The following is a 24,563-nucleotide window of genomic DNA, read 5'->3' on the forward strand; positions in this document are numbered from 1 at the left end:
AGCCTCGCGATGGGAGGGCTGAGCGAGGCGACCTACAAGGTCGCGGGCGGATATGACATCCATCTGAAGGAGGCAGGCTCCGGTCCCGTCGTCGTGTTCCTGCACGGCAGCGGGCCGGGCGCTTCGGGCGCGTCCAATTTCCGCGACAACTGGCAGGCCTTCGTCGATGCCGGTTTCCGCGTGATCCTGCCCGATCTGATCGGTTACGGTGCCTCGTCCAAGCCCGAAGGCATCGACTACACGCTCCAGCTGTTCGCCGACACCGTGTTCGAGGCGCTTGAGGCGCACGGGATCACGCAGGCAAGCCTTGTCGGCAATTCGCTGGGCGGCGGTATCGCCTTGCAGATCGCGCTCGATCACCCCGGCTTCGTGCGCAGCTTCGTGCTGATGGCGCCGGGCTGCATCGAGGATCAGCCGGAATACTTCAAGATGCCCGGCATTGCCCGGATGGTCTCGAATTTCGGGGGGGCGGACTTCAACCTAGAGGAACAGCGCCGACTGGTGCGCAATCTCGTCCACCCCGATTTCGCCGACCGTATTGCCGATGCGCTGGTGCAGGAACGCTTCGCCGTCGCGCGGACCCAGCCCAAAGACGTGCTGGTGCGGATGCGCACGCCCAACCTTGCGCCCCGGCTTGGCGAACTGCCCCAGCCGATGCTGGTCATGTGGGGCCTGCAGGACGATTTCTGCCCCGAAAGCGGCGCGCGGCATTTCCTTGCAGCGGGCTGCAATGTGCGCTGCATGACCTTCAATCACGTCGGCCACTGGGTGCAGGTCGAACGTGCCGCCGAATTCAATGCCCATGCCATCGCCTTCCTGAAGGGCGCCGACGCATGACGGAGGGCTATCCGCTGATCCCGGAGGATCTGCCCGATACCTTCAAGGCGGCGATGCGGCGGCTGGCGGCCTCGGTTTCGATTGTCGTGGCCAAGGGCGATGAAGGCCCGGTCGGCATGGCGGCGACCTCGATCACCTCGCTCACCGTGGATCCGCCCGCGGTGCTGGTCTGCGTCAACCGCATGACGAGCCTGCACGCGCTGCTGGTCCCCACCGCGCCGCTTTCGGTCAACCTGCTCGCCCGCCACCACCGCGAGGTCTCGCAGGCCTTCGGCGGCGGCACCCCGCGTGAGGAGCGGTTCAAGGTCGGCGACTGGCAGGAGGCGGCGAACGGGTTGCCGATGCTCGCCGATGCGCAGGCCAACCTCGAATGCGTGATCGACGCGATGCTCGCCTACGGCACCCACTCGATTGTCATTGCGCGGGTCATTCGCGCACGGGTGAGCGACACCGTCGCCCCGCTGATCTATCAGGACGGAGGCTACCTGTGAGCCGTGACGATGTCGCCGCGCTGCACGGCAGCCAGCTCTATCAGGCGTTGCGCGACGGGCGCACACTGGCGCCGCTGATCGCCCGCGATCCGGCGCTGACCATCGACGATGCCTATGCCATAAGTCTCGACTTCCTCGCCCGGCGGCGGGCCGATGGCGAGCGGGTGATCGGCAAGAAGATCGGCGTTACCAGCAAGGCTGTGCAGGACATGCTCGGCGTGCACCAGCCCGACTTCGGCTTCCTGACCGATGCGATGCATGTCACCGGCGATATCGACATTGCCGCGCACCGTCTGATCCAGCCGCGCGCCGAGGCGGAGATTGCCTTCATCCTCGCCGAGCCGCTGCGGGGGCTCGGCGTCACCGCCGAACAGGTAATCGCCGCCACAGCTGCCATCGCGCCGTGTTTCGAGATCGTCGACAGCCGCATCACCGACTGGAAAATCGGCATCGTCGATACGGTCGCCGACAATGCCAGCTGCGGTGTCTTCGTGCTGGGCGAGGCCCGCGCCGATCCGCGCGCGCATGATCTGCCGAAGCTCCACGTCACGGTCACCAAGAACGGCGCGCCCCTTTCGGAAGGCTATGGCGCGGCGGTGCAGGGCGACCCGGCGCAGGCGGTGGCATGGCTCGCGAACACGCTCGGGGCCTACGGGGTCACGCTGGAGGCAGGGGACATCATCCTCTCTGGTTCGCTCGTCCCGCTCGAACCGGCGGTGGCGGGGGACGTTTTCGCAATGGAACTGCACGGCGTGGGCGGCTGCACCGCCCGCTTCGTTTGAGGAATGAATATGGGCAAAGTGAAGGCCGCGATCATCGGTTCGGGCAATATCGGCACCGATCTGATGATGAAGATGATCAAATATCCGCAGAACATGGAGCTTGCCGCGGTGGTCGGCATCGACCCGGCGAGCGAAGGCCTGGCGATGGCGCGGCAGCATGGAATCGCCACCACGCATAAGGGGATCGAGGGACTGAAGGCACTCGATTGCTACAAGGATATCCGCATCGCCTTCGACGCGACCAGCGCCTATGCCCACAAGGTGCATGATGCGGCCTTGCGCGCCGATGGCATCCGCGTGGTCGATCTGACGCCTGCCGCGATCGGCCCCTTCACCGTGCCTCCTGTCAACATGGAGGCGCACCTCGATGCGCCCAACGTCAACATGGTGACCTGCGGCGGGCAGGCTACAATCCCGATGGTCGCCGCGGTCAGCCAGGTGGCCAAGGTGCACTATGCCGAGATCGTCGCCTCGGTCTCCTCGCGTTCGGCCGGGCCGGGTACGCGCGCCAATATCGACGAATTCACCCGCACCACCGCCCGCGCCATCGAGGCGGTGGGCGGCGCGACGCGGGGCAAGGCGATCATCATACTTAACCCCGCCGAGCCGCCGATGATCATGCGCGACACCGTCTTCACCCTTTCCGAAGGTGCGGATGAGGACGCGATCCGCGCTTCGGTGGAGGCGATGGTGGCAAAGGTGCAGGCCTATGTTCCGGGCTATCGCCTGAAGCAGCAGGTGCAGTTCGAACGCTATGGCGACAATAACCCGCTCAAGATCCCCGGAATGGGCGAGTTCACCGGCATTAAAACCATGATCCTGCTCGAGGTCGAAGGCGCAGGCGATTACCTGCCGAGCTATTCGGGCAATCTCGACATCATGACCGCGGCGGCCAAGGCCACCGGCGAGCTGATTGCTGAAAGGGTTGCGGCATGAACGTCCAGTTCGACGTCGAGCGCGGCGACAAGCTCTATATCCAGGACGTGACCCTGCGCGACGGGATGCACGCGATCCGTCACATGTACGGGGTTGATCACGTGCGCGCCATCGCCGCTGCACTTGATGCTGCTGGCGTCGACGCGATCGAGGTCGCGCATGGCGACGGGCTTTCGGGCATGAGCTTCAACTACGGCTTCGGCGCGCATACCGACTGGGAATGGCTCGAAGCCGTGGCCGAGGTGCTGACCCGCTCGGTGCTGACCACGCTGATCCTGCCGGGCGTCGGCACGGTCGAGGAACTGCGCCGCGCCTATGACATCGGCGTGCGTTCGGTGAGGGTGGCGACCCATTGCACCGAGGCGGACGTGTCGAAGCAGCATATCGGCATCGCCCGCGATTTGGGCATGGATGTCTCGGGCTTCCTGATGATGAGCCACATGATCGATCCCGATGCGCTGGCCCAGCAGGCCGCGCTGATGGAGAGCTACGGCGCGCAGTGCGTCTATGTCACCGACAGCGGCGGCACGCTCGACATGGACGGGGTGCGCGCGCGGCTCGAAGCCTATGACCGGGTGCTCAGGCCCGAAACCCAGCGCGGGATGCACGCGCACCACAATCTCGGCCTCGGCGTCGCCAATTCGATTGTTGCGGCGCAATTCGGCGCGGTGCGGATCGATGCCAGCCTTGCGGGCATGGGCGCAGGGGCGGGCAATGCCCCGCTCGAAGTGTTCATCGCCGCCGCCGACCGCAAGGGCTGGAATCACGGCTGCGACGTCATGGCGCTGATGGATGCCGCCGAAGACCTCGTGCGCCCGCTGCAGGATCGTCCCGTTCGGGTCGATCGCGAGACGCTGAGCCTCGGCTATGCCGGGGTCTATTCTTCCTTCCTGCGCCATGCCGAGAAGGCCGCGGCGGATTACGGGCTCGATACCCGCGCGATCCTCGTCGAACTCGGCCGCCGCAAGATGGTCGGCGGGCAGGAGGACATGATCGTCGACGTCGCGCTCGACATGCTCAAGGCGCAAGGCGCGCATGGCTGAGGTCTCGCTCCACCGCCCTTATCCGGCGAGCGCGGTCGAGCGGTGGGATTACGAAACCGATGTGGCGGTGATCGGCTTCGGCGCGACGGGAGCCTGCGCGGCGATCGAAGCCGCCGATGCGGGCGCAAAGGTGATGCTGTTCGAGCGCAATTCGGGCAGCGGCGGGGCCTCGGGCCTGTCGGGCGGCGAGATCTATGTTGGCGGAGGAGGGGGGACTGACGCCCAACGCGCTGCGGGGTTCGACGACAGCACCGAGGACTTCATCGCCTATCTCAAGGCGGCGGGCGGGCCTTGTGTGAACGAAGCCAAGTGCGAACGCTACGGGCGCGAGGCGCTGGCGCATTACGACTGGCTCAAGGCGCAGGGCGTGCCCTATCGCGGCAACTACCTGCCGGGAAAGCACATCGAGCCGATGGACGATTCCACCCTGATCTGGTCAGGCAGCGAGGCGGCCGCGCCGTTCTGCGACATCGCCAGGCCCGCTCCGCGCGGCCACACCATCCGCCATATGGGCTGGGGCGGGGGGCGGCCGCTGGTCGATGTGCTGGAAGCCAGCGCGAGGGCCAGTGGCGTCGAAGTGGTGGTCGATGCCCGCGCGCTCGCGCTCATCGCAGAGGGCGGGCGCATCTGCGGCGTGGTGGTGCGGATCAACAACCAGACCCGTTTCGTGCGCGCTGACAAGGGGGTGGTTCTCGCCACCGGGGGCTTCGTGTTCAACGAGGAAATGCGTCGCAAATACTGCCCCGAGACCTTCAAGCTCGGTGATCCGATCGGCGACAAGGATGATGGCACCGGCATCCTGCTCGGTATCGGCGCGGGCGGCGAGGCGATCCACATGGAGCAGTTCTTCACCACCTGCCCCTGGACCATGCCCGAGAGCCACGCCCACGGCGTGTTCGTCAACATCCACGGCCAGCGCTTCATCAACGAGGATTGCTACCATGGCCGGGTGAGCCGCTGCGCGGTCGACCAGCCGGGGGGCAAGGTCTACCTGCTGCTCGACAATGCGCATTTCAGCCAGCCGCCGGACTTTGCGCGTATCACCATCGCCGGGACGGGCGAGACGTGGGAGGAGGTGGAGGCTGAACTGGGCATGATGGCGGGGACGCTGTCGGCCACGATGGGGTTCTACAACACCCATGCCCGCGAGGGGCGCGATCCGCTATTTGACAAGCGCACGCCGATCCTGACTCCGCTCGACCAAGGCCCGTTCGTCGCGCTCGAACTGGATTTCCAGGCGAGCTATTTCAGCTTCTTCACGCTGGGGGGGCTCAACACTTCGGCGAATGGCGAGGTGCTCGGCCGCGACGGTGCGCCGGTCCCCGGCCTGTTCGCCGCTGGACGCTGCACCTCGGGCCTGCCGGCCTGGGGGCATGGCTATTCCTCAGGGCTGAGCCTTGCCGATGCGACCTTCTTCGGGCGGCAGGCGGGCAAGGCGGCAGCGGGTGGCTGACAGCAACGCCGGCCGCTTGCAGGCTCTCGAGGATCGCGAGGCGATCCGCAATCTCATCGCATCCTACGGCCCGCTCGCCGACAGCGGGGATGGTGAAGGGGTGGCAATGTTGTGGACCGAAGAAGGTGTCTATGCCGTTGATGGCTTTCCCGAAGCGCGCGGCCATGCCGCGATTGCAGGGCTGATCACCGGGGCGGTGCATCAGGCGCTGATGGCGCGCGGCTGCGCTCACGTGCTTGGCGCGCCGGTGATCGACCTCGACGGCGATCGGGCGACGGCGCTGTGCCATTCGGTCGTGCTGGCCAAGACTGACGAGCGCTGGGAGGCGGTGCGCGTGGCCGCCAACCGCTGGGAGCTGGCGCGCACGCCCGCAGGCTGGCGGGTGACACGGCGTGACAATGCCCTGCTCGACGGGCGGGGGGCGGCGCGGGCGCTGCTGGCGCGCTAGCTCACCAGTTGGCCGCCATCCACCACCAGCACGCTGCCGGTGGCCTTGCGCGCCTGCTCCGAAGCCAGAAAGGCGACCGCTTCGGCAATGTCCTTGGGCGCGCAGCTTCCGTCGACAAGCTTGGGCATTCCGCGCCGGATCATGTCCCAGTCAAGGTCGCCTGAAGGTGGTGTCTGCCGGGTCATCGGCGTATCGACGTGGCCCGGACACACCGCATTCACGCGCACGCCGCGCGCGGCATATTCAGCGGCAAGCGCGGTGGTCATGCCCACCACGGCGTGTTTCGACGCGCAATAGCCGGCGGTATAGATCATGCCCCGCAACCCCGAGGTCGAGCCGATGTTGACGATATTGCCCCGGCTCTTGAGGAGATACGGCAGCGCCGCCTTGCAGATCACGAAGACAGAGGTGGTGTTGATCCGCAGCAGGCGCTCGAAATCGGCGACGGCGAAATCCTCGGTCGGCCCCCACTTGAGCATTCCGGCGACGTTGCAGACCACGTCGAGCCCTTCGCGCGCGGCGGCATCGACAAGCGCCCGACAGGAGGCATGATCCTCGGCGTCGTAAACGACCGGCGTTGCCGTATCGCCGATCATCGCAGCGGCTTCGGCAAGCCCCGCCGCATTGATGTCGCCGATGGTGACGCGCGCGCCCTCGCGGGCAAACAGGATTGCAATCGCCCGTCCGATCCCCGAAGCGGCACCGGTAACGAGCACGTTCTTGCCTGCAAATCGCATGTTTCCGGTTATCCTAGCCAAATGTGGCGGGCGCTTCGCCCATGCTGCTGACTGTGGCCGATCCGCGCTCGTCGACGGAATGGATCAGGCACGAAAGACGCCGCGAGCGGGTCTTTGCGATCCACCAGCGCCCGCTCTGCTTCACGTAGATATCATCATACTCGACCCCCATCAGCGTGAGCGTGCGATTGGCGAGGTTGATCGAGTGAAACAGCAGCGACCATTGCCCGCTCGCGCGTTCGTCGGTCTCAAAGGTGATGATCCCGTTCGCGCCATGATGGATGTCGAACACGCCCGGCGCGCAGCCCATTTCGCGATAGACTGCGACGAAGGCGTTGCGCCCTTCGAACGGCGGAAAACCATCATAGGCGATCACCGCGCCCTCGGGCAGCAGGGCATCGCGCACTGCCTCGACGTCCTTCGTGTCGCAGGCGCGCAGGTAGCGGGCCTTGAGGTCGCGAATGGCGCGGTCGTCCTCCAGCCGCGCCAGCCGCTGCTCCAGCACCGCAAGCTCCATCAGAAACGAGCGCCCAGTGTCACGCCGAAGGTGCGCGGATCGGGGAAGTAGCCCAGCAGGATGCCGCCGAAGCCCGGGCCGAAGTCGATGAAGTTCGACGGCGCGTCTTCCTTGGTCAGGTTGCGCACGAACACCGAGAGATCGGCCTCGATCCCGCCGAGCGGGAATTCCGCCAGCGTGGCCCGCAAATTGACGATCGTGCGCCCGGGCGATTGGCTCGATCCCGCGACCTGATCCGAGGCCGTCGGCCCGGTCAGGGCATAGGGGAAGGTGAAGTATTTCGAGGAATAGTTGAGGTCGGCATAGATGTTGAACCGTCCCCAGTCGCCTTCTGCCACTTTCCAGTCGGTACCGATCGAGGCGGTGGTGCGCGGCGCATGCGGGAAGGCGCGATTGTTCGACACGTCCACCCCGCCGTCGATGAAGCGCTTGTATTCCGGATCGAGCAGCGCCAGCGAGGCGTTGATCGTCAGGGCATCGACGGGGCGCAGCACGGTTTCGATCTCAAGCCCCTGAATACGCGCGGCAGCGGCGTTCTGGATCACCGACGCGGCCCCGGTGGTGGCGGTGAAGACCGACAGCTGCATATCCGTGCTGTCGTTGCGGAAGGCCGCAAGGTTGATGATCAGCCGGTCATCGAGGAAGCGGCTCTTGATGCCGAATTCGTAGCTGTCGACCTGTTCGGGCAGGTAAGGCTGGCACAGCTCCAGCGCGCCGCTCGGGCAATCTGCGGTGGGCGCAGCGAAGACGTTGCTCTCGCCGTTGAACCCGCCCGATTTGAAGCCTTGCGCAAAGCGGGCGTAGAGATTGATGGTGTCGCTCGCGGCATAGCTGAGCGTTACCGTCGGGGAAAAATCGGTAAAGGTCGCTGCCGGGATGTCGCCATAGGCCAGATCGGCGATCACAAGCGGGCTGAAGATGCCGTTGGCGGGATCGAAATTCACTCTGAAAAAGCGGCTGATATCCTTGGTTTCCTCGGTATAGCGCGCTCCCAGCGTCAACTTGAGCCTTTCGGTAAGGTCATAGTCGAGCTGCGCATAGATCGCCCATGCTTCGGTGTTCGAACCATAATTGGAATCGAGATCGACCCCGCCACCGAAATAGGTCTGCGGGTTCACCGTCTCGGCCTTTTCGTCGAAATAGAACGCGCCCAGCACATAGGCGAGCCGATCTCCGAAGGCTGTTCCGGTCAGCTGCAACTCCTGGCTGAAGGCGCGATAATCGGAGATGCGCTGGGTGAAGGCGACCGGGAAGGGCGAGCCGTCGAGGTCGAGCCCGTCGGCCCATGCCAGATCGCGATAGGCGGTGATCGATTTCAGCTCGGCATCGCCCAGTCCGGCTGTCAGGGTCAGGGCATGGCCATAGCTGCGCGAGCGTTCATAGACCGGCGCATCGATCGCCGCCCTGGTGACCCGATCGGGATTGGCGACGGTATCGAGCGGGAAGAACGCCCCGCCGAAGGCATACCTGGGCGAGCCGGGATCGAAGATGTCGCGCGGGTCACCATTGCGGTTGACCCGCAGCAGCTGCGAGAACGGCGGGGTCTGGTTCGACTTGCTGTAATCGTAGGTGTAGTCTGCCGTGACGTTGTCGGCGATCTCGGCGCGCAGCTGAACCATGAAGCTGCCACTGTCGATCGAGTCGGTGCGGTTGCGACCGCGTCCATCGGGTGCGGTGAGCTCGATCAGCCCGTCACGCGTGCGATACTGGCCCGAGACCTTGGCTGAGAAGGCGCCCATCTGCGGCAGATCGAGCACGCCCCGCAGCCGCACCTCGTTGAAGCTGCCATAGGTGATCTCGGCCATGCCGCCGGCCTCGCCGCTGGGCTTCTTGGTCACCAGATTGACCGCGCCAGCCAGCGCGTTGCGGCCATAAAGCGTGCCCTGCGGCCCACGCAGAATCTCGACCCGTTCAAGATCGGCGATGTCGAAGATCGAGCCCTGCGCCTTGGCGATATAGACCCCGTCGAGATAGAGCCCAACAGCCGGTTCCCAGGTGATCGCCGGGTTGATCGTCACCGATCCGCGGATCGCGATCTGCGAGATGGTCTTGGAAGCTGGCGCTCGCTCAAATTTCACGTTGGGCGCGACGGTGCCGAGATCGTCGATCGAATCGATCCCGCGGGTTGCGAGGAACTGGCTGCCCAGTGCGGTGATCGCGATCGGCACATCCTGCACGTTTTCGGCGCGCTTCTGCGCCGTTACGACAATCAGGCCGATGCCATCGGACGCATCTTCGACCTCAGCCGTGTCCTGCGCTGCGGCAGGCACAGCAAGCCCGCCGACCAGTGCGCAAACCGATGCTGTTGTGAACAATGCCTTCATGCTGCCCTCTCTTCTGTCAGCCTCATTGGGCCGCCTCATTATGCGTATTTTTTGTTATCCTAGTTTACGCGTTTATGATAAAGATGGCAATCGAAATACTTTTAGCGTAGCAAAAATAGAAAAAATCTGCGCGATTCAAGGAGGGAGAATGCTGTTTGCTCTGGCGCTTGCCGCTGCCCTGCCTGATGCTGATGCCTGCTACGCCGCGACCGAGGAACCCGAAGCGGCGCTCGCTCTGGCGCAGGGCTTGCAGGGCTTTATCTATGGTTATCCGGTGGTCGATTTGCTCAAGCAGCGGCATAACGAGACCAGCCGCGTTGCGCCCGATCAGCCTGTGGCGGCACCAGTCAACCGGATCGCCATCTATCCGCATCTGCTGACCCCGGAAACGCAGGGCCAGTTGCGGGCCGCCAATGCCGACACACTCTATCTCAATGCCTGGCTCGATCTGTCGCAGGGGCCGGTCATGCTCGACGTCCCGGCGCTGGGCGCGCGTTACTACACACTTGCGTTCATGGATCTTTACGGACGCCCCGTGCATCTCGGCACCCGGACCAATGGCGGGGTCGCTCGGCGCTATGCGCTGGTCGGGCCGGGCGCCACGCCGCCTCCGGGGGGCGAGGCGGTGATGCTTGCGACCGACACGGTGTGGATGCTCGGACGGGTGCTCGCGACCGATGCCGCAGACGTGGCTGCGGCGCGGGCGCTGGCACAGCGGATCCGTATCGGCGCCCCGCCGGGAGCGCCGGTTAAAGAGGCCGAACCGCTGCGCCCGTTCGAAAGCATCGCCTTTTTTGCCATGCTCAATACCGCGCTGAAGGAATTGCCGATGCGTGCGGGCGAGGACGCGCTGATGGCGCAGTTTGATGCGGCAGGCTTCGGGCCCTCGGTCAGCTTCGATGCCGACGCTCTGCCGCCCGCGCGCGCGCTGGGGCTGGGGTGCGCGCTGAGGATTGGGCCGCAGGTGCTGGCCCGGCGCGGGTTCAAACCGACCAACGTGCGCAACGGCTGGATGTGGTCCGGCGAGATGGCCGATCCGGGCTACGATTACCTGTTGCGGGCCGAGGTGGCGCGCGGTGGCTATGTCAATGATCCGCGCGAGTCGATCTATCCGGCCGCGATCACCGATGAACGGGGCGAACTGCTGACGGGTGAGCGCAGCTACCGCATCCGCTTCGCCCCCGGGGAGCTGCCGCCGGTCGATGCCTTCTGGTCGCTCTCGGCCTATGACCGCGCGTCCTCGCAGCTGGTTGCCAATGCCATCGCACGCTACAGCATCGGCGATCGCACCGTCGGGCTGGTGCGTGATGCGGACGGCGGGCTGACGCTCCGGCTCTCGGCCACGCCGCCGCCCGGCGGCACCGCCAACTGGCTGCCGGTGCCGCCGGGGCCATTCCATCTCGTGCTGCGCCTCTATCTCCCGCAGGCTGCCGCGCTCGCAGGCGATTATGCCCCGCCACCGGTCGAAAGGGTCGGCGAATGACCCGCCCGACCAGCACTATCGATGCCTTCTCGCCCCATGCCTATGCCGACGGGGTCAGCATCGCTGCGCGCTTTGCCGCCGTGCGCGAACAGGTCGCGCTGCTGTACCTGTCAGGCAACCGCGACGAGCGCGCCTTTGAGGCCCCGCACGAATTTTGCATCGACCGCAGCCCCAACCGCCACCTCGCCTTCGGCTACGGAGCGCATCACTGCCTCGGCCGGATCCTTGCCGAAATGGAGGTTGAGGCGCTGATCGCCGAGATCGCCGCGCGGGTGGAGGCGATCACGCTTGCGGGCGAGCCCGAATGGGTCAAGACCAACCATACCGGCGGCCTCAAGCGCCTGCCGGTGCAGATACGGATGAAGCCATGACCGTTACCGCCTCGCTCGAAGCCCGGATCGACCGGCTGGAATCGCTCGACGCGATCCGTCAGTTGCCGGCCAAGTATGCGCTCGCGCTCGATATGCGCGACATGGACGCGATGGTCTCGCTGTTCCCCGCGGATGTGCGCGTCGGCAAGGAGGCGAGCGGGCGGCTGGCCCTGCGCGCCTACATGGACCGCACGCTGCGCTCGCCCTTCACCGGCACCTCGCACCACATCGGCGGCCACGTGATCGAGTTCGACGATCCCGATCATGCGCACGGGGTGGTCTATTCCAAGAACGAGCACGAGACCGGTGACGAGTGGGTCATCATGCAGATGATGTATGTCGACGATTACGTGCGGCAGGACGGGCGCTGGTTCTTCGCCCGCCGCTTGCCGCTCTACTGGTACGCTACCGACCTCAACAAGCCACCCGTCGGCGACAACAAGATGCGCTGGCCCGGCACCGAGTGGGTGGAAGGCAACTTCCACAAGCTGTTCCCGAGCTATGCCGAATACTGGGCGCGCGAGGGCGACCACGGCGGGCCGGTGGCCGAGCCTGCCCCGCTCGAGGGCTTCCTCAATGCGATGCGTCGAGGTGCCGCTGCCCCGAAGGTGAAAGTGCGCGCGGACTGATTAACTGTGAGGCCTGAATTGTGCGCTCGGAGTTCAGCTCAGATCGCTGAGGTGAGCTTTTCATCGATCCGGGCAAGCGTGATGGAAAATCCGCAACGCTTATGCGAATCCAGTGTGAATTCCTGATACCTTGTGAAGAGGCCTCCCAGGTACTGGTCAATCTCGTCTTGCGTGTAGTCGAGTGCGTTCACGCTCCGATAGCCCAGAGCCGATGCGCGCTCGACCGCTGCTTCGCCGTCGTCGACGCCGAAGAAGACGTTCATGACTCCCTCGCCGCGATGCGCCAGAAACTGTGATATCGCGCTATTCTTCTCCCGGCCGGGCATCGGCGCGCACAATTCTATCCCCGCATCCCAAGCGATAGAGACATTGATACCCCAAGGTTCACCGGTCCAGTCGGCATCGATAAATGTGGCACCGAGTAGGTCGCTGTATTTCGTTTTCGCTTCCGCCAGATCGTGCACGGCGATCATGATGCGATTGACACCCCTAAGCCCCATTCGGTTTCACTCCAAAAAGCAGAATTGATGCAGGATAAAGCGACAGCAGCACGGCGAATGCTCTTGCCTACCGGCTATATTCGCCAACCCTAACTCGCGTTGGCTCCGGTCAGGTCATTTGCCGCGATATAGCCGAAGGTCAGCGCCGGGCCGATGGTCACGCCCGCGCCGGGATAGCTTTCGCCCATCGCCGAGGCGGCGCTGTTGCCGATGGCGTAGAGACCGGCGATCGGCTGTCCCTTGCCGTCCAGCACCCGGGCCCGCGCGTCGGTTTTCAGCCCGCCGTTGGTGCCGATATCGCCGGGATAGATCGGCATGGCATAGAAGGGCCCTTTCTCGAGCGGGCGCAGGCAGGGATTGGGGCTGACGCGCGGATCGCCGTACATCTTGTCATAGGTCGCCGCGCCGCGCTGGAAATCGGGGTCCTCACCCTTGGCCGCATGGATGTTGTAGCGCGCAAGCGTCGCCTCCAGCGCCGCCGGATCGCAGCCGATGGCCTGCGCCAGTTCGGCGATGGTGCGGCCCTTCTTGAGGATACCGCGCACTGCCGAGGAGTGCGCCCAGTCCGGCACGATCGGATAGAGCGGGCCGACCGGATAATTGTGGCGATAGGTGCGATCGAAGATGAACCACGAGGGGCTGGCATCGCCATGCTCGCGCTGGCGGCGGGCCATGACCTGACCGGTGACGTGGTAGGACGCCGCCTCGTTGAGATACCGCTCGCCCTTCTGGTTGACCATCAGCGAGCCCGGCAACGCGCGCTCGATGGTGCACAGCCGCCCACGATCCTCGCCGGGCACGTAGAACACCGGCGCGGCCCAGGCCGACTGCATATTCATCACGTCCGCGCCCAGCGCCTGCCCGGCGCGGATCGCATCGCCAGTGTTGCCGCTGGTGCCGCCGGACAGCAGCGGCTCAGGGTAGAGCGGGGCGTTGGCGGCGCGCATATCGAGGTTCTTGTCGAAGCCGCCCGCGGCTAGCACAACGCCCTTGCGCGCCGCCACCCGCATAAGCTTGCCCTTGCGTCGGATCACCGCGCCGGCAACCCTCCCGTTCTCGCGCACCAATTCCACCAGCGGGCTCTTCAGCCATAGCGGCACACCCGCATCCTTGAGCGCCATGCGCAGGCCACCCGCCAGCGCATTGCCCAGCGTAAGCCGCCGGTCCTTGCGCGAAGTGAAGCGGAACGGCCAGTCGAACCAGTAGCGCGCGAGGCTCTTGGCGAGATGCCACGGCCAGCCCTTGGCCCGGAACAGCAGGATGTAGGTCTCGTCGAAATGCCAGTTCAGGTATCCGAACAGCGAGGCCGCAGGCGAGGCGAAGCGCAGGGTGCGCACATCATCGCCCAGCTTCTTCCCATCAATGGGCAGAGGCATATGCGTGCGATAGCCGGTGGGCGATCCGCCGGGGTTCTCGGCGTGGTAGTCGGGATAGGGGAAGGCGTGGTATTCGATCGGGGTGTTGTTCCCCATCCAACGCAGCATTCCGGCCGCGTTCTCCACATAGGCGCGGATGTTTGCGTCCGGCACGTTGGGCGCGGAAAGCGCGCGGACATAGGTGAAAGCGTCCTCGACGCTATCGTGAAAACCTGCCGCGGCGGCCTGGTCGCTGGCCGGGATCCAGATCCCCGCACCCGAGGTCGCCGAGGTGCCGCCCCACAGGCTTTCCTTCTCGACGATCAGCACCTCGGCATGATTCTTCGCCGCTACCAACGCGGATAGCATCCCGCCCGCGCCCGAGCCGACCACGAGAACGTCAACTTCCTTGTCCCACTGCGCTGCCATGACCGTGCTCTTTCGCGTCAGGAGGGAATGTAGAGCTGCGCGGCCTTGCCGCCATCGACCGGCAGCGCCACCCCGGTGATGTAGCTAGCCGCATCGGAGAGCATGAAAACGATCGCCTCGGCCAGTTCCTCCGGCTCGCCGCCGCGTCGCATCGGGATCGCATCCGCCGTCCTGGAGGCAAGCTGGGGCGCCTTGGCGGCGAAATCGAGCGTGGCGGCGGTGTTCACCTGCCCCGGCACGATCGCATTGACCCGGATGCCCTGCGGCGCGCCCTCCATTGCCGCGACCGCAGTGAACTGGATCAGCGCCGCCTTTGAAGCGGAATAGCTGGAGTAATTCGCCATCGCCCTGATCGCAGTGGTCGAGGAGATGTTGACGATCGATCCCGAGCCTTGCGCCGCCATCACCGCCATTGCTGCCTTGGTGCCGACGAACACGGCATCGGCGTTGACCGCGAAGTCCTTGCGCCAATGCTCGAGCTTGAGCCGCGATATCGGCGCATAGTGGGTCGACATGGCGTTGTTGACCAGCATGTCGAGCCGCCCGTGACATGCCGCGATGTCGGCGATCAATGCCTCGAAAGCGGGAAAGTCCGTCACGTCGAGTGTAACGGCCTCGATCTTGCCGCCTTCACCCGCGATCCGTGCTCGCGCGGTTTCGAGCTGCTCGGGGCGTCGGCCGCAGATGACCACCTGAGCCCCGCGCCGGGCCAGCAGCGCGGCGGTGGCCAGCCCGATTCCGTCGCTGCCCCCTGTCACCAGCGCGACCTTGTCCGCCAGATCCTGCTGCATGGCTTTCTCCCGTTCCGCGCCGTCATTGCGATTTATCGGGGCGCGATTGAAAAACGCAATTGACGTATATAATACTCTAGTGTCAAGCTGACGCGTAAATTTTTAATGCTCTGATTACGAATTTCGTAGAATAGGACAATCCGATGGCTGATCTTTCCGGCAAGGTGGCACTGGTGACCGGAGCCGGACAGGGCGTCGGGCAAGGCATTGCACTCGCACTGGCGGCCGCAGGAGCAGCAGTGGCTGTGACCGGCCGGACGCTCGCCAAGCTTGAGCAGACCTGCGCGCTTATTGCCAAGCGCGGGGGCAAGGCACTCGCAATCGAAGGCAATGTCAAGGACTCGAGCGATCTTGCCGCCATGGTCGAACGCACTGCGGAAGAGCTCGGCGGGCTCGATATTCTCGTTAACAATGCGCAGGAAGCGCCCAATGGCGCGTTGCTGGAGGTGAGTGACGAGAAATTCATCGCTGGCTTCGAATCCGGCCCGTTGGCCAGCTTCCGGCTGATGAAGCTCGTCCATCCCCACATGCTTGCGCGGGGAGGCGGGGTGATCGTCAATCTGGCTTCGTCGGCGGGCATCCGCTGGGACATGAGCGGCTACGGCGCCTACGGCGCCGTCAAGCAAGCCACTCGCGTGCTCAGCCGCGCCGCGGCAGCAGAATGGGGGCGCGATGGCATCCGCGTGCTGACCATTGCGCCGCACGCCGAGAGTCCGGGCCTCAAATGGTGGGTGGCGAACAACCCCGACGAAGCCGAAGCCTTTTTCCGGACGATCCCGCTGGGTCGCATCGGGCGCCTGGAGGAGGATGTCGGCAGGGCAGTTGCTGCCTTGTGTTCGGATGATTTCGGCTACCTAACCGGGGCGACTATCCCGCTCGACGGCGGCCAGGCCAACTTCGACTGAGCGGGCAATGGAGAAGCTCGTCTGTCTCCTGTGGGCCGAAGCGGGGGTGGATCGCGAGCGGTTCAACGCCGGGCTGCTCGAACGCCTGCCAACGGCGCTGGCCGATGCCGGAGCCAGCCGCATCCGCCTCAATGTCGAGGACGCGGGGGTCGCTGCGGGAGCGCCGCTGCGTCAGTCACGCGGCCCGCGCCAGCATGATGCGGTGGTGCAGTTCTGGGTGCCATCTGCCAACCATCTGCTGCGGCAAGACATCGATGACGTGCTCGATAGCCTCTGCGTGTCATGGCATGGTTGGGTGGTGGCGGAATCGATCATCATCGCCAATACGGCCCACCCTCCGGTGCGCGGCGAGCGGACGCGCGGATGGGCGCAGATGGCCTTTCTGACCTTGCCCGCAAGGCTCGGGCGTGAAGACTGGCTGGAAATCTGGCAGGATCACCACACGCTTGTCGCGATCGAGACCCAGGCCAATTTCGAATATGTGCAGAACGTGGTGGTTCGCGCGATCACCCTCGGTGCGCCGCCCTATGTCGCGATTGTCGAGGAATGCTTCGAACAGGCCGCGCTGACCGATCCCTTTGCGTTTTTCGACGCGGCCGGCGACCCGCAGCGGTTCAAGGCCAACCTCGATCGGATGATGGCAAGCTGCGACCGCTTCATCGACCGTGGCACGATCGATGTTATCCCCACAGGGCAATACAGTTTCTGATCTCAGTTGCGACGCGATTATCGGCTGACGCTGCGCAAAAATCACTCTTTGCGTAAAAAAATTGACTAGGAAATCCGCAAGACGCCGCTATAGTGAAGCGCAACGACGGCAATGCGTCGACTCGTGGGAGGGAATGGAATGGCATCGAAGGTGGCGCTTGTCACCGGTGCGAGCCGTGGTGCAGGCCGCGGCATCGCGCGCGGCTTCGGGGAAATGGGCTATACGGTCTATGTAACGGGCCGCACCCTTGCGCCGGGCGATGCCAAGGGCTGGGACGGCACAGTGCTGCCCGGGACGGTCGCGGAGACCGCCGCCGAAGTCACCGCCGCAGGCGGCGCCGGGATCCCGGTGATGTGCGACCATGCCGACGATGCGCAGGTGGCCGCGCTGTTCGCGCAGATCGCCGAGGAGCAGGGCCGGCTCGATGTGCTGGTCAACAATGCGACTTTTATCCACCACCAGTTGATCGAGAAGAAGCCCTTCTGGGAGAAGGATCTCGATGCGGTAAGGATCCTCGATGTCGGTCTGCGTTCCGCCTATGTCGCCAGCTGGCACGCGGCGCGGATGATGGTGCCGCAGGGCTCGGGCGTGATCGCTTTCGGTTCGTCCTTCGGGGGGTCGTGCTATATGCACGGGCCGGCCTACGGGGCGCAAAAGGCGGGCGTCGATAAGTTCGCGCACGACATGGAGCATGATCTGCGCGGCACCGGTGTGATCGCGGTGTCGATCTGGATGGGGCCGCTGGTCACCGAGCGATCGCTGATCGCGCAGAAGACCAATCCCGAGCAGTACGAAGGCTTCATCGAGGCAGCCGAGAACCCCGAATTCACCGCGCACATCATCGACGCCATCGCCGCTGCGCCCAATCGTGACGACCTTTCGGGGCAGACTCTGATCGGTGCCGAAATCGCGAAGGTGCTGGGTGTCACCGACCGCGGCAAGGACAAGCCGAGCTACCGCGAAATGCTCGGCAGTCCGCGCCCAAAGAACCCGGCCGCCGTTTATTGACATGGCCGCGCGGTTCCACCTTGCCGACCTGTTCGAGACGGTCGCTGGCACGGTGCCGGACCGGATGGCCCTTATCTCCGATTCTGCGCGGCTGACCTTTGCCGATTTGAATGACCGCTGCGACCGCCTCGCTGCGGGGCTCGCGGCGCATGGCATCACGCGTGGCGACACGGTTGGCCTCTATCTCCAGAACGGCCCCGCCTATATCGAGACCTTCATCGCTGCCTGCAAACTTGGCGCGGTACCCTTCAACGTCAATTACCGCTACCGCGCTGAGGAACTGCGCTATCTCTTCGCCAATGCCGATTCTGCGGCGATCATCCATGATGCGGAGTTTGCGCCGCTGATGCGCGAGGTGCGCGGCGACGTGCCGACGCTGAAGGTCTCGGTCGCAGTCGCGGATGGTTCACAGGCGGATATTGCGGGCTCAGTCGCCTACGCCGATCTGCTGGCGCATGACCCCGGCGGGCCGTGGGAACGCAGCGAGGATGATATCCTGCTTTCCTACACCGGCGGCACGACCGGGATGCCCAAGGGCGTGATGTGGCCGCATCGCGCCTTCATTTTCGCCTGCGCGGGCGGGGCTGGCTTCTTCAACCCGCACGGGCCGATCGCGGTGCCTCAGGACATTGCCTCACGCGCGACTGACAGCTACCCGCTCTCGCTGTTCCCGCTTGCGCCACTGATGCACATGGCGGCGATGTGGGCTGTATGGAGCGCGCTGCTTAACGGCCTCACAATTATCCTCGACGAAGGCCGCGTGTTCGATCCCGAGCGCGTGCTCGATACGGCCGAGCGCGAGGGCGCGAGCATGCTGCAATTCGTCGGCGATGCCATGGCTGGCCCACTGCGCGATGCCCTCCGCGCGCATCCGGGGCGCTGGGACCTGTCCAAGGTAGTGAATCTCGGTTCGGGCGGTGCGGTGTTTTCGCAGCATCTCAAGGACGATCTCAAGGCGCTGTTGCCCGGTGCGTCGATCACCGACGGCATGGGTTCGACCGAAACTGGCGTGTCCGGTCAGGCCCAGACTTCGGGCGAGGGCATGATGCGGCTGGTCGCCAGCGATCAGCAGCAGGTGGTAACCGACGGACGGATCGCCGAGGTGGGCGAGACCGGCTTCGTCGCCCGCGGCGGCAATACGCCGGTCGGCTATTACAATGATCCGGTGAAGACCGCCGAGACCTTCGTCACTATCGACGGCCGGCTGTGGGCGGTATCGGGCGATGCCGGTCGGCGTGATGCCGACGGGATGATCACGGTCTTCGGACGCGGTTCGACCTGCATCAATTCGGGCGGCGAGAAGATCTTCCCCGAGGAAGTCGAGGAAGTGCTGCGCGCCCATCCGGAGATTGCCGACGCGGTCGTGGCCGGACAGCCGGATCCGCGGTGGGGCGAACGGGTGGTGGCAATCCTTGCCGCGCGTGATCCGGCGACGCTCCCCTCCTATGACGCCATCAAGACCTTCGCCGCCGAGCGGCTGGCGGGCTACAAGGTGCCCAAGGCGCTGGTGTGGGTCGATGAGGTGCGCCGCTCGCCCGCCGGCAAGCAGGACTACCGCTGGGCCAAGGAACTGGCAGCCAGCGCGTCATGAGCCAGATCGATCCCGTCTTTGCCGCTGTCACCGCGCCGGGCACGCCGTTCGAACTGGTCGAGCGCGACGGCCTGCTGCAATTCGCCAACGCCGCGCCCGATCTGGCGCTGATGATCGATTCCGCCCGGCGGCACGGCGACAAGACCTTCCTCGTCGATTTTTCCTCCGACGGCAGCGAGCGGCGGCTGACTTTCGAACAGGTTTTCGTCTGGCGTGACGAGCTGGCCCCGATGCTCGGCATCAGGCGCGGTGATCGCGTGGCGATCTGCATGCGGAACCGCGCGGAATGGATCGTCGCCTTCATGGCAGTGATCAAGGCGGGCGGGGTGGCAGCACTGCTCAACAGCCGCGGCTCTCCGGCCGAGCTGGTGGCGATGATCGACGAGGTGACGCCGCAAGTGGTGCTGGCGGACAGCCGCCGCGCCGCGCTGATACGCGAGGGCGGTTATCAAGGGCGGATGCTCGACCTGACCCGGCCGTTCGGCGAAGCGGAAATCGCCCGCCGCGCCGCCGCGCCAGTAGAGCCGACCCTTGCGACGCCGCTCGATCCGGCCGCGATCCTGTTCACCTCGGGGACCACAGGCCGCGTCAAGGGCGCGGTGCTGACCCATCGCAGCCTGATCACCGGGCTGATGCTGATGCAGCTGTCGGGTGCGATGGTGCTGCACAACATGGCCCGCGCACACGGAATGGAGCCTGCGCAGCTGGTCGCCGCGATGCCGCAACAGGCGGTGCTGCTGGTCTATCCGCTGTTTCATATCTCGGGCCTTGGCGCGGCTTTCCTGTCGCCGCTGTTCGCCGGCTCCAAGGTCGTGATCATGCGCCGCTGGGACGCGGAAGAAGCAGCGCGCCTGATCGCGGCGGAGAAGATCACCATGTTCTCCGCGGTGCCGACGATGCTGTGGGATCTGCTCCACCGCGCAAAGCCGGGCGAGGCTGATCTCAGCTCGCTGCGCAACATCGCCTCGGGCGGGCAGGCGCTGCCGGTCAACCTGCTCGATGCGATCCGCGAGGCCTGTCCGCAGGCGGTGATGGGCACCGGCTACGGTATGACCGAGGCTTCTGGCTCACTCGCCCAGGCGGTGGGCGAGGACTTCCTGAGAAAACGCTCGTCTGCCGGGCGGGTGCTGCCGCTGGCGCAGGTGCGAATCGTCGCGCCGGATGGGACGGTTCAACCGACCGGCGCAAGCGGCGAAATCCAGCTCAAGGGCGCGATGGTGATGGCCGGATATTGGAACCGGCCCGAAGACACCGCTGCCGCCTTCACCGAGGATGGCTGGCTGCGCACCGGCGATGTCGGCTACATCGACGAGGAAGGCTACATCTTCATCGTCGACCGGGTGAAGGACATGGTCATCTCGGGCGGCGAGAACATCTACTGCGCCGAGGTTGAACGCGTGCTGGGCGAACTCGGTGGAGTCGGCGAATGCGCGGCCTTCGGCATCCCGGACGAACGGCTCGGCGAATTGCTGGTCGCGGTGGTGCGCGGTGAAGGGCTGACGGAAGCGCAAGTCAAGGCCTGGGTCGGCGAACGGCTGGCGCGCTACAAGGCACCCGGCCACGTTGCGATCGTGAGCGAGCCGTTACCGCGCAATCACGTCGGCAAGGTCGACAAGATCGTCCTGCGCGCCGCCTGGCCGAAGCTTTACGGAGAGCAATGAGATGGGTTTCCCCAAGGACATCGGCATCATCGACTGCATGCTCGGCATTCCCGAGGCCGAGGACCGCTCCGACTGGTTCACCGCCTTCCGGCCGCTGATCAAGGACGCCGAGACGCTCCAGCAGTTTTCCATGCCCGCGCAATACATGTTCAAGGACGTACCCCAGACCGGCCATGCCGACGACTACGTCACATGGACGGTCGAGCAGATGGACAAGCACGGCATCGCCCAGGCGCTGATCGGCTGGAACGAGAACGCCACCTCGCGCCGCGCCAAGGAAATGTATGGCGACCGGTTCTTCTTCGATCTGCCCTGCGATCCCAACAAGGGGATGGAGGAAGTGCGCCGCATCAAGCGCATCCATGCCGAAGTGGGCCTGTCGGCGATCAGCGTGTTCCCCGCCGGCACGCTGCCGCAGGTGGCGATCAATCACAAATACATGTTCCCGCTCTACGCCTGCGCGGTCGAACTCGACATCCCGATCTGCCTCAATGTCGGCATTCCGGGCCCGCGCATCCCGATGGAAACGCAGAAGGTCGAGCATCTCGACGAGGTGTGCTGGTTTTTCCCCGACCTGAAAATCGTGATGCGCCACGGAGCCGAGCCGTGGCAGGATCTCGCGGTCAAGCTGATGCTGAAGTGGCCGAACCTCTACTATTCGACCAGCGCCTTCGCCCCCAAGCACTACCCCAAGGCGATCATCGACTACGCCAACACGCGCGGCGCGGACAAGATCATCTACGCCGGATACTTCCCGATGGGCCTCAGCCTCGAGCGGATCATGTCCGACATGGAGAACGTGCCGCTCAAGGACGAGGTGTGGCCCAAGTTCCTGCGCGACAATGCACGCCGGGTTTTCAAGCTCTGAACGACTGACGGACAACCGGCGAGGCCGGGGAGGACAAGATGACTGATACCGCAACCGATGCCCGCACCGCGCCTGTGGCCGTGTGGCAGGTGCTCGAGAAGATGAGCAAGGAGGAGCGCGAGGCGTGGCGCGTGGCGGATATCGCCAACCGTCGCCCGGCCGCCGAGCGCAATCTCGACATCGGCTATCCGTTCGGCTGGTATCCCTTCATGCTCGGCCGCGATCTGGCGGTAGGCGAGGTCAAGCCAGCGCGCTATTTCGGGCGCGATCTGGCGGTCTGGCGCGGCGAAGACGGGCAGGCGCGCATGATGGACGCCTATTGCAAGCACCTCGGCGCGCATATGGGCCACGGCGGCAAGGTGCACGGCAACCTGCTCGAATGCCCGTTCCACGCTTGGCGCTATGACGGCGAGGAAGGGGTGGTCAAGGAGATTCCCTACGCCAAGGCGATCCCTCCGCAGGTCAAGCGCAAGTGTACCCGCACCTGGCACATCCGCGAAGCCAACCAGTGGCTGTGGGTCTGGTATCACCCCGAAGATGCAGCGCCGATCTACGACGTGGTCGAACTGCCCGAAGCCAGCGATCCCGACTGGACGCCCTACGACATCGTCGAATGGAAGATCTTCGGCTCGATCCAGAACATGGCCGAGAACGGGGTCGATTTCGCCCACTTCAAGTTCATCCACGGGACCGCCGAACTGCCCACCGCCGAGATGGAATGGGGCGAGTGGGACCGCGCTTCGGTAGTGCGGGCCAAGATGGGCACCCCCAAGGGCATGGTCGACGGGGCGATCACCAGCGCCGCGATGGGGCCGGGGCAGGCCTGGGTGCGTTTCACCGGCATCTGCGAGACCCTGCTGGTCGCCTGCATCATCCCGGTCGAGCAGGACGAGCTGCAGGTGATCTACTGCTACACCCAGCCGCGCGCGCAGGCCGAGGGGCCGATGGCAGGGGTCGCCCGCGCGATCATCCGCGACGTCAACAAGCAGCTCGATCAGGACAAGGTGGTGTGGGACCGGATGCGCTACGAACCCCATCCGATCATCTGCGACGGCGATGGCCCGATCCCGCATTTCCGCAAGTTCTATGCGCGCTTCTACGCCGCCGGTGACGGGGTTCCGGCCTCGCAGCGCAGCTGAGGAGCAAGGCCGATGATACCCGATCCGACCAAGGCCACCCGCCGCGCCGTTCTTGCCGGAGGGACCGCGCTGGCCGCTGTCGGCATGGCCGGGGGCGGGGTGGCTGGACAGGCGAAAGGAATGGGCGAGGTGCTGGACAGGCATGATGCGCTGGGGCTTGCCGATCTGGTCCGCAGGCGAAAGGCTTCGCCTAGCGAGCTGCTCGAAGCGGCCATCACCCGCGCCGAGGCGCTCAACCCGCGCTTCAACTTCATGGCGCAAAAGCACTACGACTTTGCCCGTGCCGAAATCGCCCGTGGCTTGCCCAAAGGCCAGTTCACCGGGGTGCCTTGGCTGCTCAAGGATCTGGCCGCCTATATCGAAGGCCTGCCGACCGAGGGCGGAAGCCGGATCAACAAGGGCCAGCGCGGGCTCTTCACCACCGAACTGGTCGCGCGCTATCGCCGCGCCGGACTGGTGGTTTTCGGCAAGACGACAACCCCCGAATTCGGGCTGACAGGTACCACCGAAAGCGCCCTGATGGGCCCCACGCGCAACCCCTGGAACCCCGCGCGGATTGCCGGAGGCTCATCGGGCGGCGCGGCGGCGGCGGTGGCAGCGGGCGTGATTCCGGCCGCCCATGCGAGCGACGGCGGCGGGTCGATCCGCATTCCGGCCTCGTGCTGCGGCCTGTTCGGGATGAAGCCCTCGCGCGGGCGCACGCCGATGGGGCCTTATCGTACAGAGGGCTGGGGCGGGCTTTCCACCCAGCATGTCATCACCCGGTCAGTGCGGGATTCGGCTGCGCTGCTCGACGTGACGCACGGGATCGAGCCTGGATCGCGCTATGCGGCCCCCACCCCCGACGGCACGTTCCTCTCGCAGGTCGGGCGCGCACCGGGGAAGCTCAGGATTGCGCTGATGCGCACACCCTCCAACGGCGCGCCGGTCGATCCCGAATGCATGCGGGTCCTGAACGAGACGGCGAAGCTGTGCGAAAGTCTCGGCCATCATGTCGAGGAAGCCGTGCCCAAGCTTGATGCAGCAGCGCTCGGTCAGGCCAGCTTCGTGCTGATCGCCTCGTCGCTGTCCGCCGATATTCTCGATCGCGCCAAGTCGCTGGGGATCGAAACCGGGCCGGATGTGCTCGAACCGATCACGCTGGCTTTCGTCGAGTACGGGAAGACCACCACCGGTTCCGATTTCGCGCGGGCCAACAACACCATGCAGGGTGCGGCGGTGACGGTGGGGCAGTTCATGGCGGATTACGATGTGATCCTCTCGCCGACGCTCGCGGCGCCGCCGCTCGAACTGGGGCGGATAAACCTCACGCCCGGCGTGCCGTTTGCCGAATGGGGGCAGCGCGCGGCGATGTTCTCGCCCTTCACCCAGATGGCGAATTTCACCGGTCAGCCGAGCATGTCGGTGCCGCTCGGCATGTCGGCCGATGGCCTGCCGATCGGGATGCTGTTCACTGGCCGCTATGGCGAGGAAGCGCTGCTCTTCCGCCTTGCCGGGCAGCTCGAAAGCGCCGCGCCCTGGGCCGGGCGGCGCGCGCAGGTCTGACAGACACCAGT

23 protein-coding genes and 1 pseudogene are annotated in these 24,563 nt (G+C 65.3%); 18 read left to right on the forward strand and 6 right to left on the reverse strand.

What is annotated here, in order from left to right:
• Positions 1 to 9: 9 nt before the first annotated feature.
• From CHX26_RS05310 to CHX26_RS05340, 7 genes are read left to right on the forward strand one after another with little or no spacing between them, the layout of a single operon-like run.
• Complete coding sequence (locus CHX26_RS05310) at positions 10 to 837, forward strand: alpha/beta fold hydrolase (RefSeq protein ID WP_104941472.1); 828 nt, start codon at positions 10 to 12, stop codon at positions 835 to 837.
• On the forward strand, positions 834 to 1,328 hold the full coding sequence (locus CHX26_RS16060; protein ID WP_104941473.1) for a flavin reductase family protein: 495 nt from the start codon (positions 834 to 836) through the stop codon (positions 1,326 to 1,328). The genes CHX26_RS05310 and CHX26_RS16060 overlap by 4 nt, the downstream gene beginning before the upstream one ends.
• Entirely contained in the window at positions 1,325 to 2,110 is a 786-nt protein-coding gene (locus CHX26_RS05320) for a fumarylacetoacetate hydrolase family protein (protein ID WP_233997289.1), read from the forward strand. The genes CHX26_RS16060 and CHX26_RS05320 overlap by 4 nt, the downstream gene beginning before the upstream one ends.
• A gap of 9 nt (positions 2,111 to 2,119) precedes the next feature.
• On the forward strand, positions 2,120 to 3,046 hold the full coding sequence (locus tag CHX26_RS05325; protein WP_104943280.1) for an acetaldehyde dehydrogenase (acetylating): 927 nt from the start codon (positions 2,120 to 2,122) through the stop codon (positions 3,044 to 3,046).
• Positions 3,043 to 4,089 (forward strand): 4-hydroxy-2-oxovalerate aldolase, encoded by a 1,047-nt coding sequence (dmpG, locus tag CHX26_RS05330; protein ID WP_104941474.1) that lies wholly within the window; start codon positions 3,043 to 3,045, stop codon positions 4,087 to 4,089. Before CHX26_RS05325 ends, dmpG begins: the two co-directional genes overlap by 4 nt.
• Positions 4,082 to 5,542: an FAD-dependent oxidoreductase gene (locus tag CHX26_RS05335; protein WP_104941475.1), complete on the forward strand. Its 1,461-nt coding sequence runs from the start codon at positions 4,082 to 4,084 to the stop codon at positions 5,540 to 5,542. Before dmpG ends, CHX26_RS05335 begins: the two co-directional genes overlap by 8 nt.
• On the forward strand, positions 5,535 to 5,990 hold the full coding sequence (locus CHX26_RS05340; RefSeq protein WP_233997290.1) for a nuclear transport factor 2 family protein: 456 nt from the start codon (positions 5,535 to 5,537) through the stop codon (positions 5,988 to 5,990). The genes CHX26_RS05335 and CHX26_RS05340 overlap by 8 nt, the downstream gene beginning before the upstream one ends.
• Here CHX26_RS05340 and CHX26_RS05345 read toward each other — a convergent pair.
• The 3 genes and pseudogenes from CHX26_RS05345 to CHX26_RS05355 form a co-directional block, all read right to left on the reverse strand.
• A complete protein-coding gene (locus CHX26_RS05345) occupies positions 5,987 to 6,727 on the reverse strand; it encodes an SDR family NAD(P)-dependent oxidoreductase (RefSeq protein WP_104941477.1) in 741 nt (246 codons plus the stop codon). The genes CHX26_RS05340 and CHX26_RS05345 overlap by 4 nt on opposite strands.
• A gap of 13 nt (positions 6,728 to 6,740) precedes the next feature.
• Positions 6,741 to 7,274, reverse strand: a pseudogene (locus CHX26_RS05350) (nuclear transport factor 2 family protein); the annotation flags it as partial.
• The gene (locus CHX26_RS05355; RefSeq protein ID WP_104941479.1) at positions 7,244 to 9,568 is read right to left on the reverse strand and encodes a TonB-dependent receptor; all 2,325 of its coding nucleotides are present in this window, start codon (positions 9,566 to 9,568) and stop codon (positions 7,244 to 7,246) included. The gene CHX26_RS05355 and the pseudogene CHX26_RS05350, both read right to left, overlap by 31 nt.
• 148 nt (positions 9,569 to 9,716) lie before the next feature.
• Between CHX26_RS05355 and CHX26_RS05360 the strand changes: the two genes are divergently transcribed.
• Genes CHX26_RS05360 through CHX26_RS05370 form a run of 3 tightly spaced genes read left to right on the forward strand, consistent with a single transcriptional unit; the run spans position 9,717 to position 12,051 of the window.
• Positions 9,717 to 11,051 carry a DUF1254 domain-containing protein gene (locus CHX26_RS05360; RefSeq protein WP_172449717.1) on the forward strand — a complete coding sequence of 445 codons (1,335 nt, stop codon included), beginning with the start codon at positions 9,717 to 9,719 and terminating at the stop codon, positions 11,049 to 11,051.
• Positions 11,048 to 11,422, forward strand: a complete 375-nt coding sequence (locus CHX26_RS05365; protein ID WP_104941481.1) for a cytochrome P450 — start codon at positions 11,048 to 11,050, stop codon at positions 11,420 to 11,422. The genes CHX26_RS05360 and CHX26_RS05365 overlap by 4 nt, the downstream gene beginning before the upstream one ends.
• Complete coding sequence (locus tag CHX26_RS05370) at positions 11,419 to 12,051, forward strand: nuclear transport factor 2 family protein (protein WP_104941482.1); 633 nt, start codon at positions 11,419 to 11,421, stop codon at positions 12,049 to 12,051. The genes CHX26_RS05365 and CHX26_RS05370 overlap by 4 nt, the downstream gene beginning before the upstream one ends.
• Before the next feature lie 38 nt (positions 12,052 to 12,089).
• Here the strand turns inward: CHX26_RS05370 and CHX26_RS05375 are convergent, their stop codons facing one another.
• From CHX26_RS05375 to CHX26_RS05385, 3 genes are all read right to left on the reverse strand, one after another.
• Positions 12,090 to 12,524, reverse strand: a complete 435-nt coding sequence (locus tag CHX26_RS05375) for a VOC family protein (protein WP_172449718.1) — start codon at positions 12,522 to 12,524, stop codon at positions 12,090 to 12,092.
• A 116-nt stretch (positions 12,525 to 12,640) separates the two neighbouring features.
• The gene (locus tag CHX26_RS05380; protein ID WP_104941484.1) at positions 12,641 to 14,335 is read right to left on the reverse strand and encodes an FAD-binding protein; all 1,695 of its coding nucleotides are present in this window, start codon (positions 14,333 to 14,335) and stop codon (positions 12,641 to 12,643) included.
• A gap of 17 nt (positions 14,336 to 14,352) precedes the next feature.
• Positions 14,353 to 15,126, reverse strand: coding sequence for an SDR family NAD(P)-dependent oxidoreductase (locus CHX26_RS05385; RefSeq protein WP_104941485.1), 774 nt, complete (start codon positions 15,124 to 15,126; stop codon positions 14,353 to 14,355).
• A 143-nt stretch (positions 15,127 to 15,269) separates the two neighbouring features.
• Between CHX26_RS05385 and CHX26_RS05390 the strand changes: the two genes are divergently transcribed.
• The 8 genes from CHX26_RS05390 (at position 15,270) to CHX26_RS05425 (ending at position 24,552) form a co-directional block, all read left to right on the forward strand.
• Entirely contained in the window at positions 15,270 to 16,031 is a 762-nt protein-coding gene (locus CHX26_RS05390; RefSeq protein WP_104941486.1) for an SDR family NAD(P)-dependent oxidoreductase, read from the forward strand.
• A gap of 7 nt (positions 16,032 to 16,038) precedes the next feature.
• A complete protein-coding gene (locus tag CHX26_RS05395; RefSeq protein ID WP_104941487.1) occupies positions 16,039 to 16,740 on the forward strand; it encodes an EthD domain-containing protein in 702 nt (233 codons plus the stop codon).
• 138 nt (positions 16,741 to 16,878) lie between these two features.
• Positions 16,879 to 17,748 carry an SDR family NAD(P)-dependent oxidoreductase gene (locus CHX26_RS05400; protein WP_104941488.1) on the forward strand — a complete coding sequence of 290 codons (870 nt, stop codon included), beginning with the start codon at positions 16,879 to 16,881 and terminating at the stop codon, positions 17,746 to 17,748.
• A 1-nt stretch (position 17,749) separates the two neighbouring features.
• Complete coding sequence (locus CHX26_RS05405; protein WP_104941489.1) at positions 17,750 to 19,339, forward strand: AMP-binding protein; 1,590 nt, start codon at positions 17,750 to 17,752, stop codon at positions 19,337 to 19,339.
• Positions 19,336 to 21,000: a class I adenylate-forming enzyme family protein gene (locus tag CHX26_RS05410; protein ID WP_104941490.1), complete on the forward strand. Its 1,665-nt coding sequence runs from the start codon at positions 19,336 to 19,338 to the stop codon at positions 20,998 to 21,000. The genes CHX26_RS05405 and CHX26_RS05410 overlap by 4 nt, the downstream gene beginning before the upstream one ends.
• Position 21,001: 1 nt before the next feature.
• Entirely contained in the window at positions 21,002 to 21,868 is an 867-nt protein-coding gene (locus CHX26_RS05415) for an amidohydrolase family protein (protein ID WP_104941491.1), read from the forward strand.
• Between the two features lie 38 nt (positions 21,869 to 21,906).
• On the forward strand, positions 21,907 to 23,007 hold the full coding sequence (locus CHX26_RS05420) for a Rieske 2Fe-2S domain-containing protein (protein WP_172449719.1): 1,101 nt from the start codon (positions 21,907 to 21,909) through the stop codon (positions 23,005 to 23,007).
• A gap of 12 nt (positions 23,008 to 23,019) precedes the next feature.
• Entirely contained in the window at positions 23,020 to 24,552 is a 1,533-nt protein-coding gene (locus CHX26_RS05425) for an amidase (RefSeq protein ID WP_104941492.1), read from the forward strand.
• The last annotated feature ends 11 nt before the right edge of the window (positions 24,553 to 24,563 follow it).

This window comes from Porphyrobacter sp. HT-58-2 (assembly GCF_002952215.1).
Taxonomy (GTDB): Bacteria; Pseudomonadota; Alphaproteobacteria; order Sphingomonadales; family Sphingomonadaceae; genus Erythrobacter.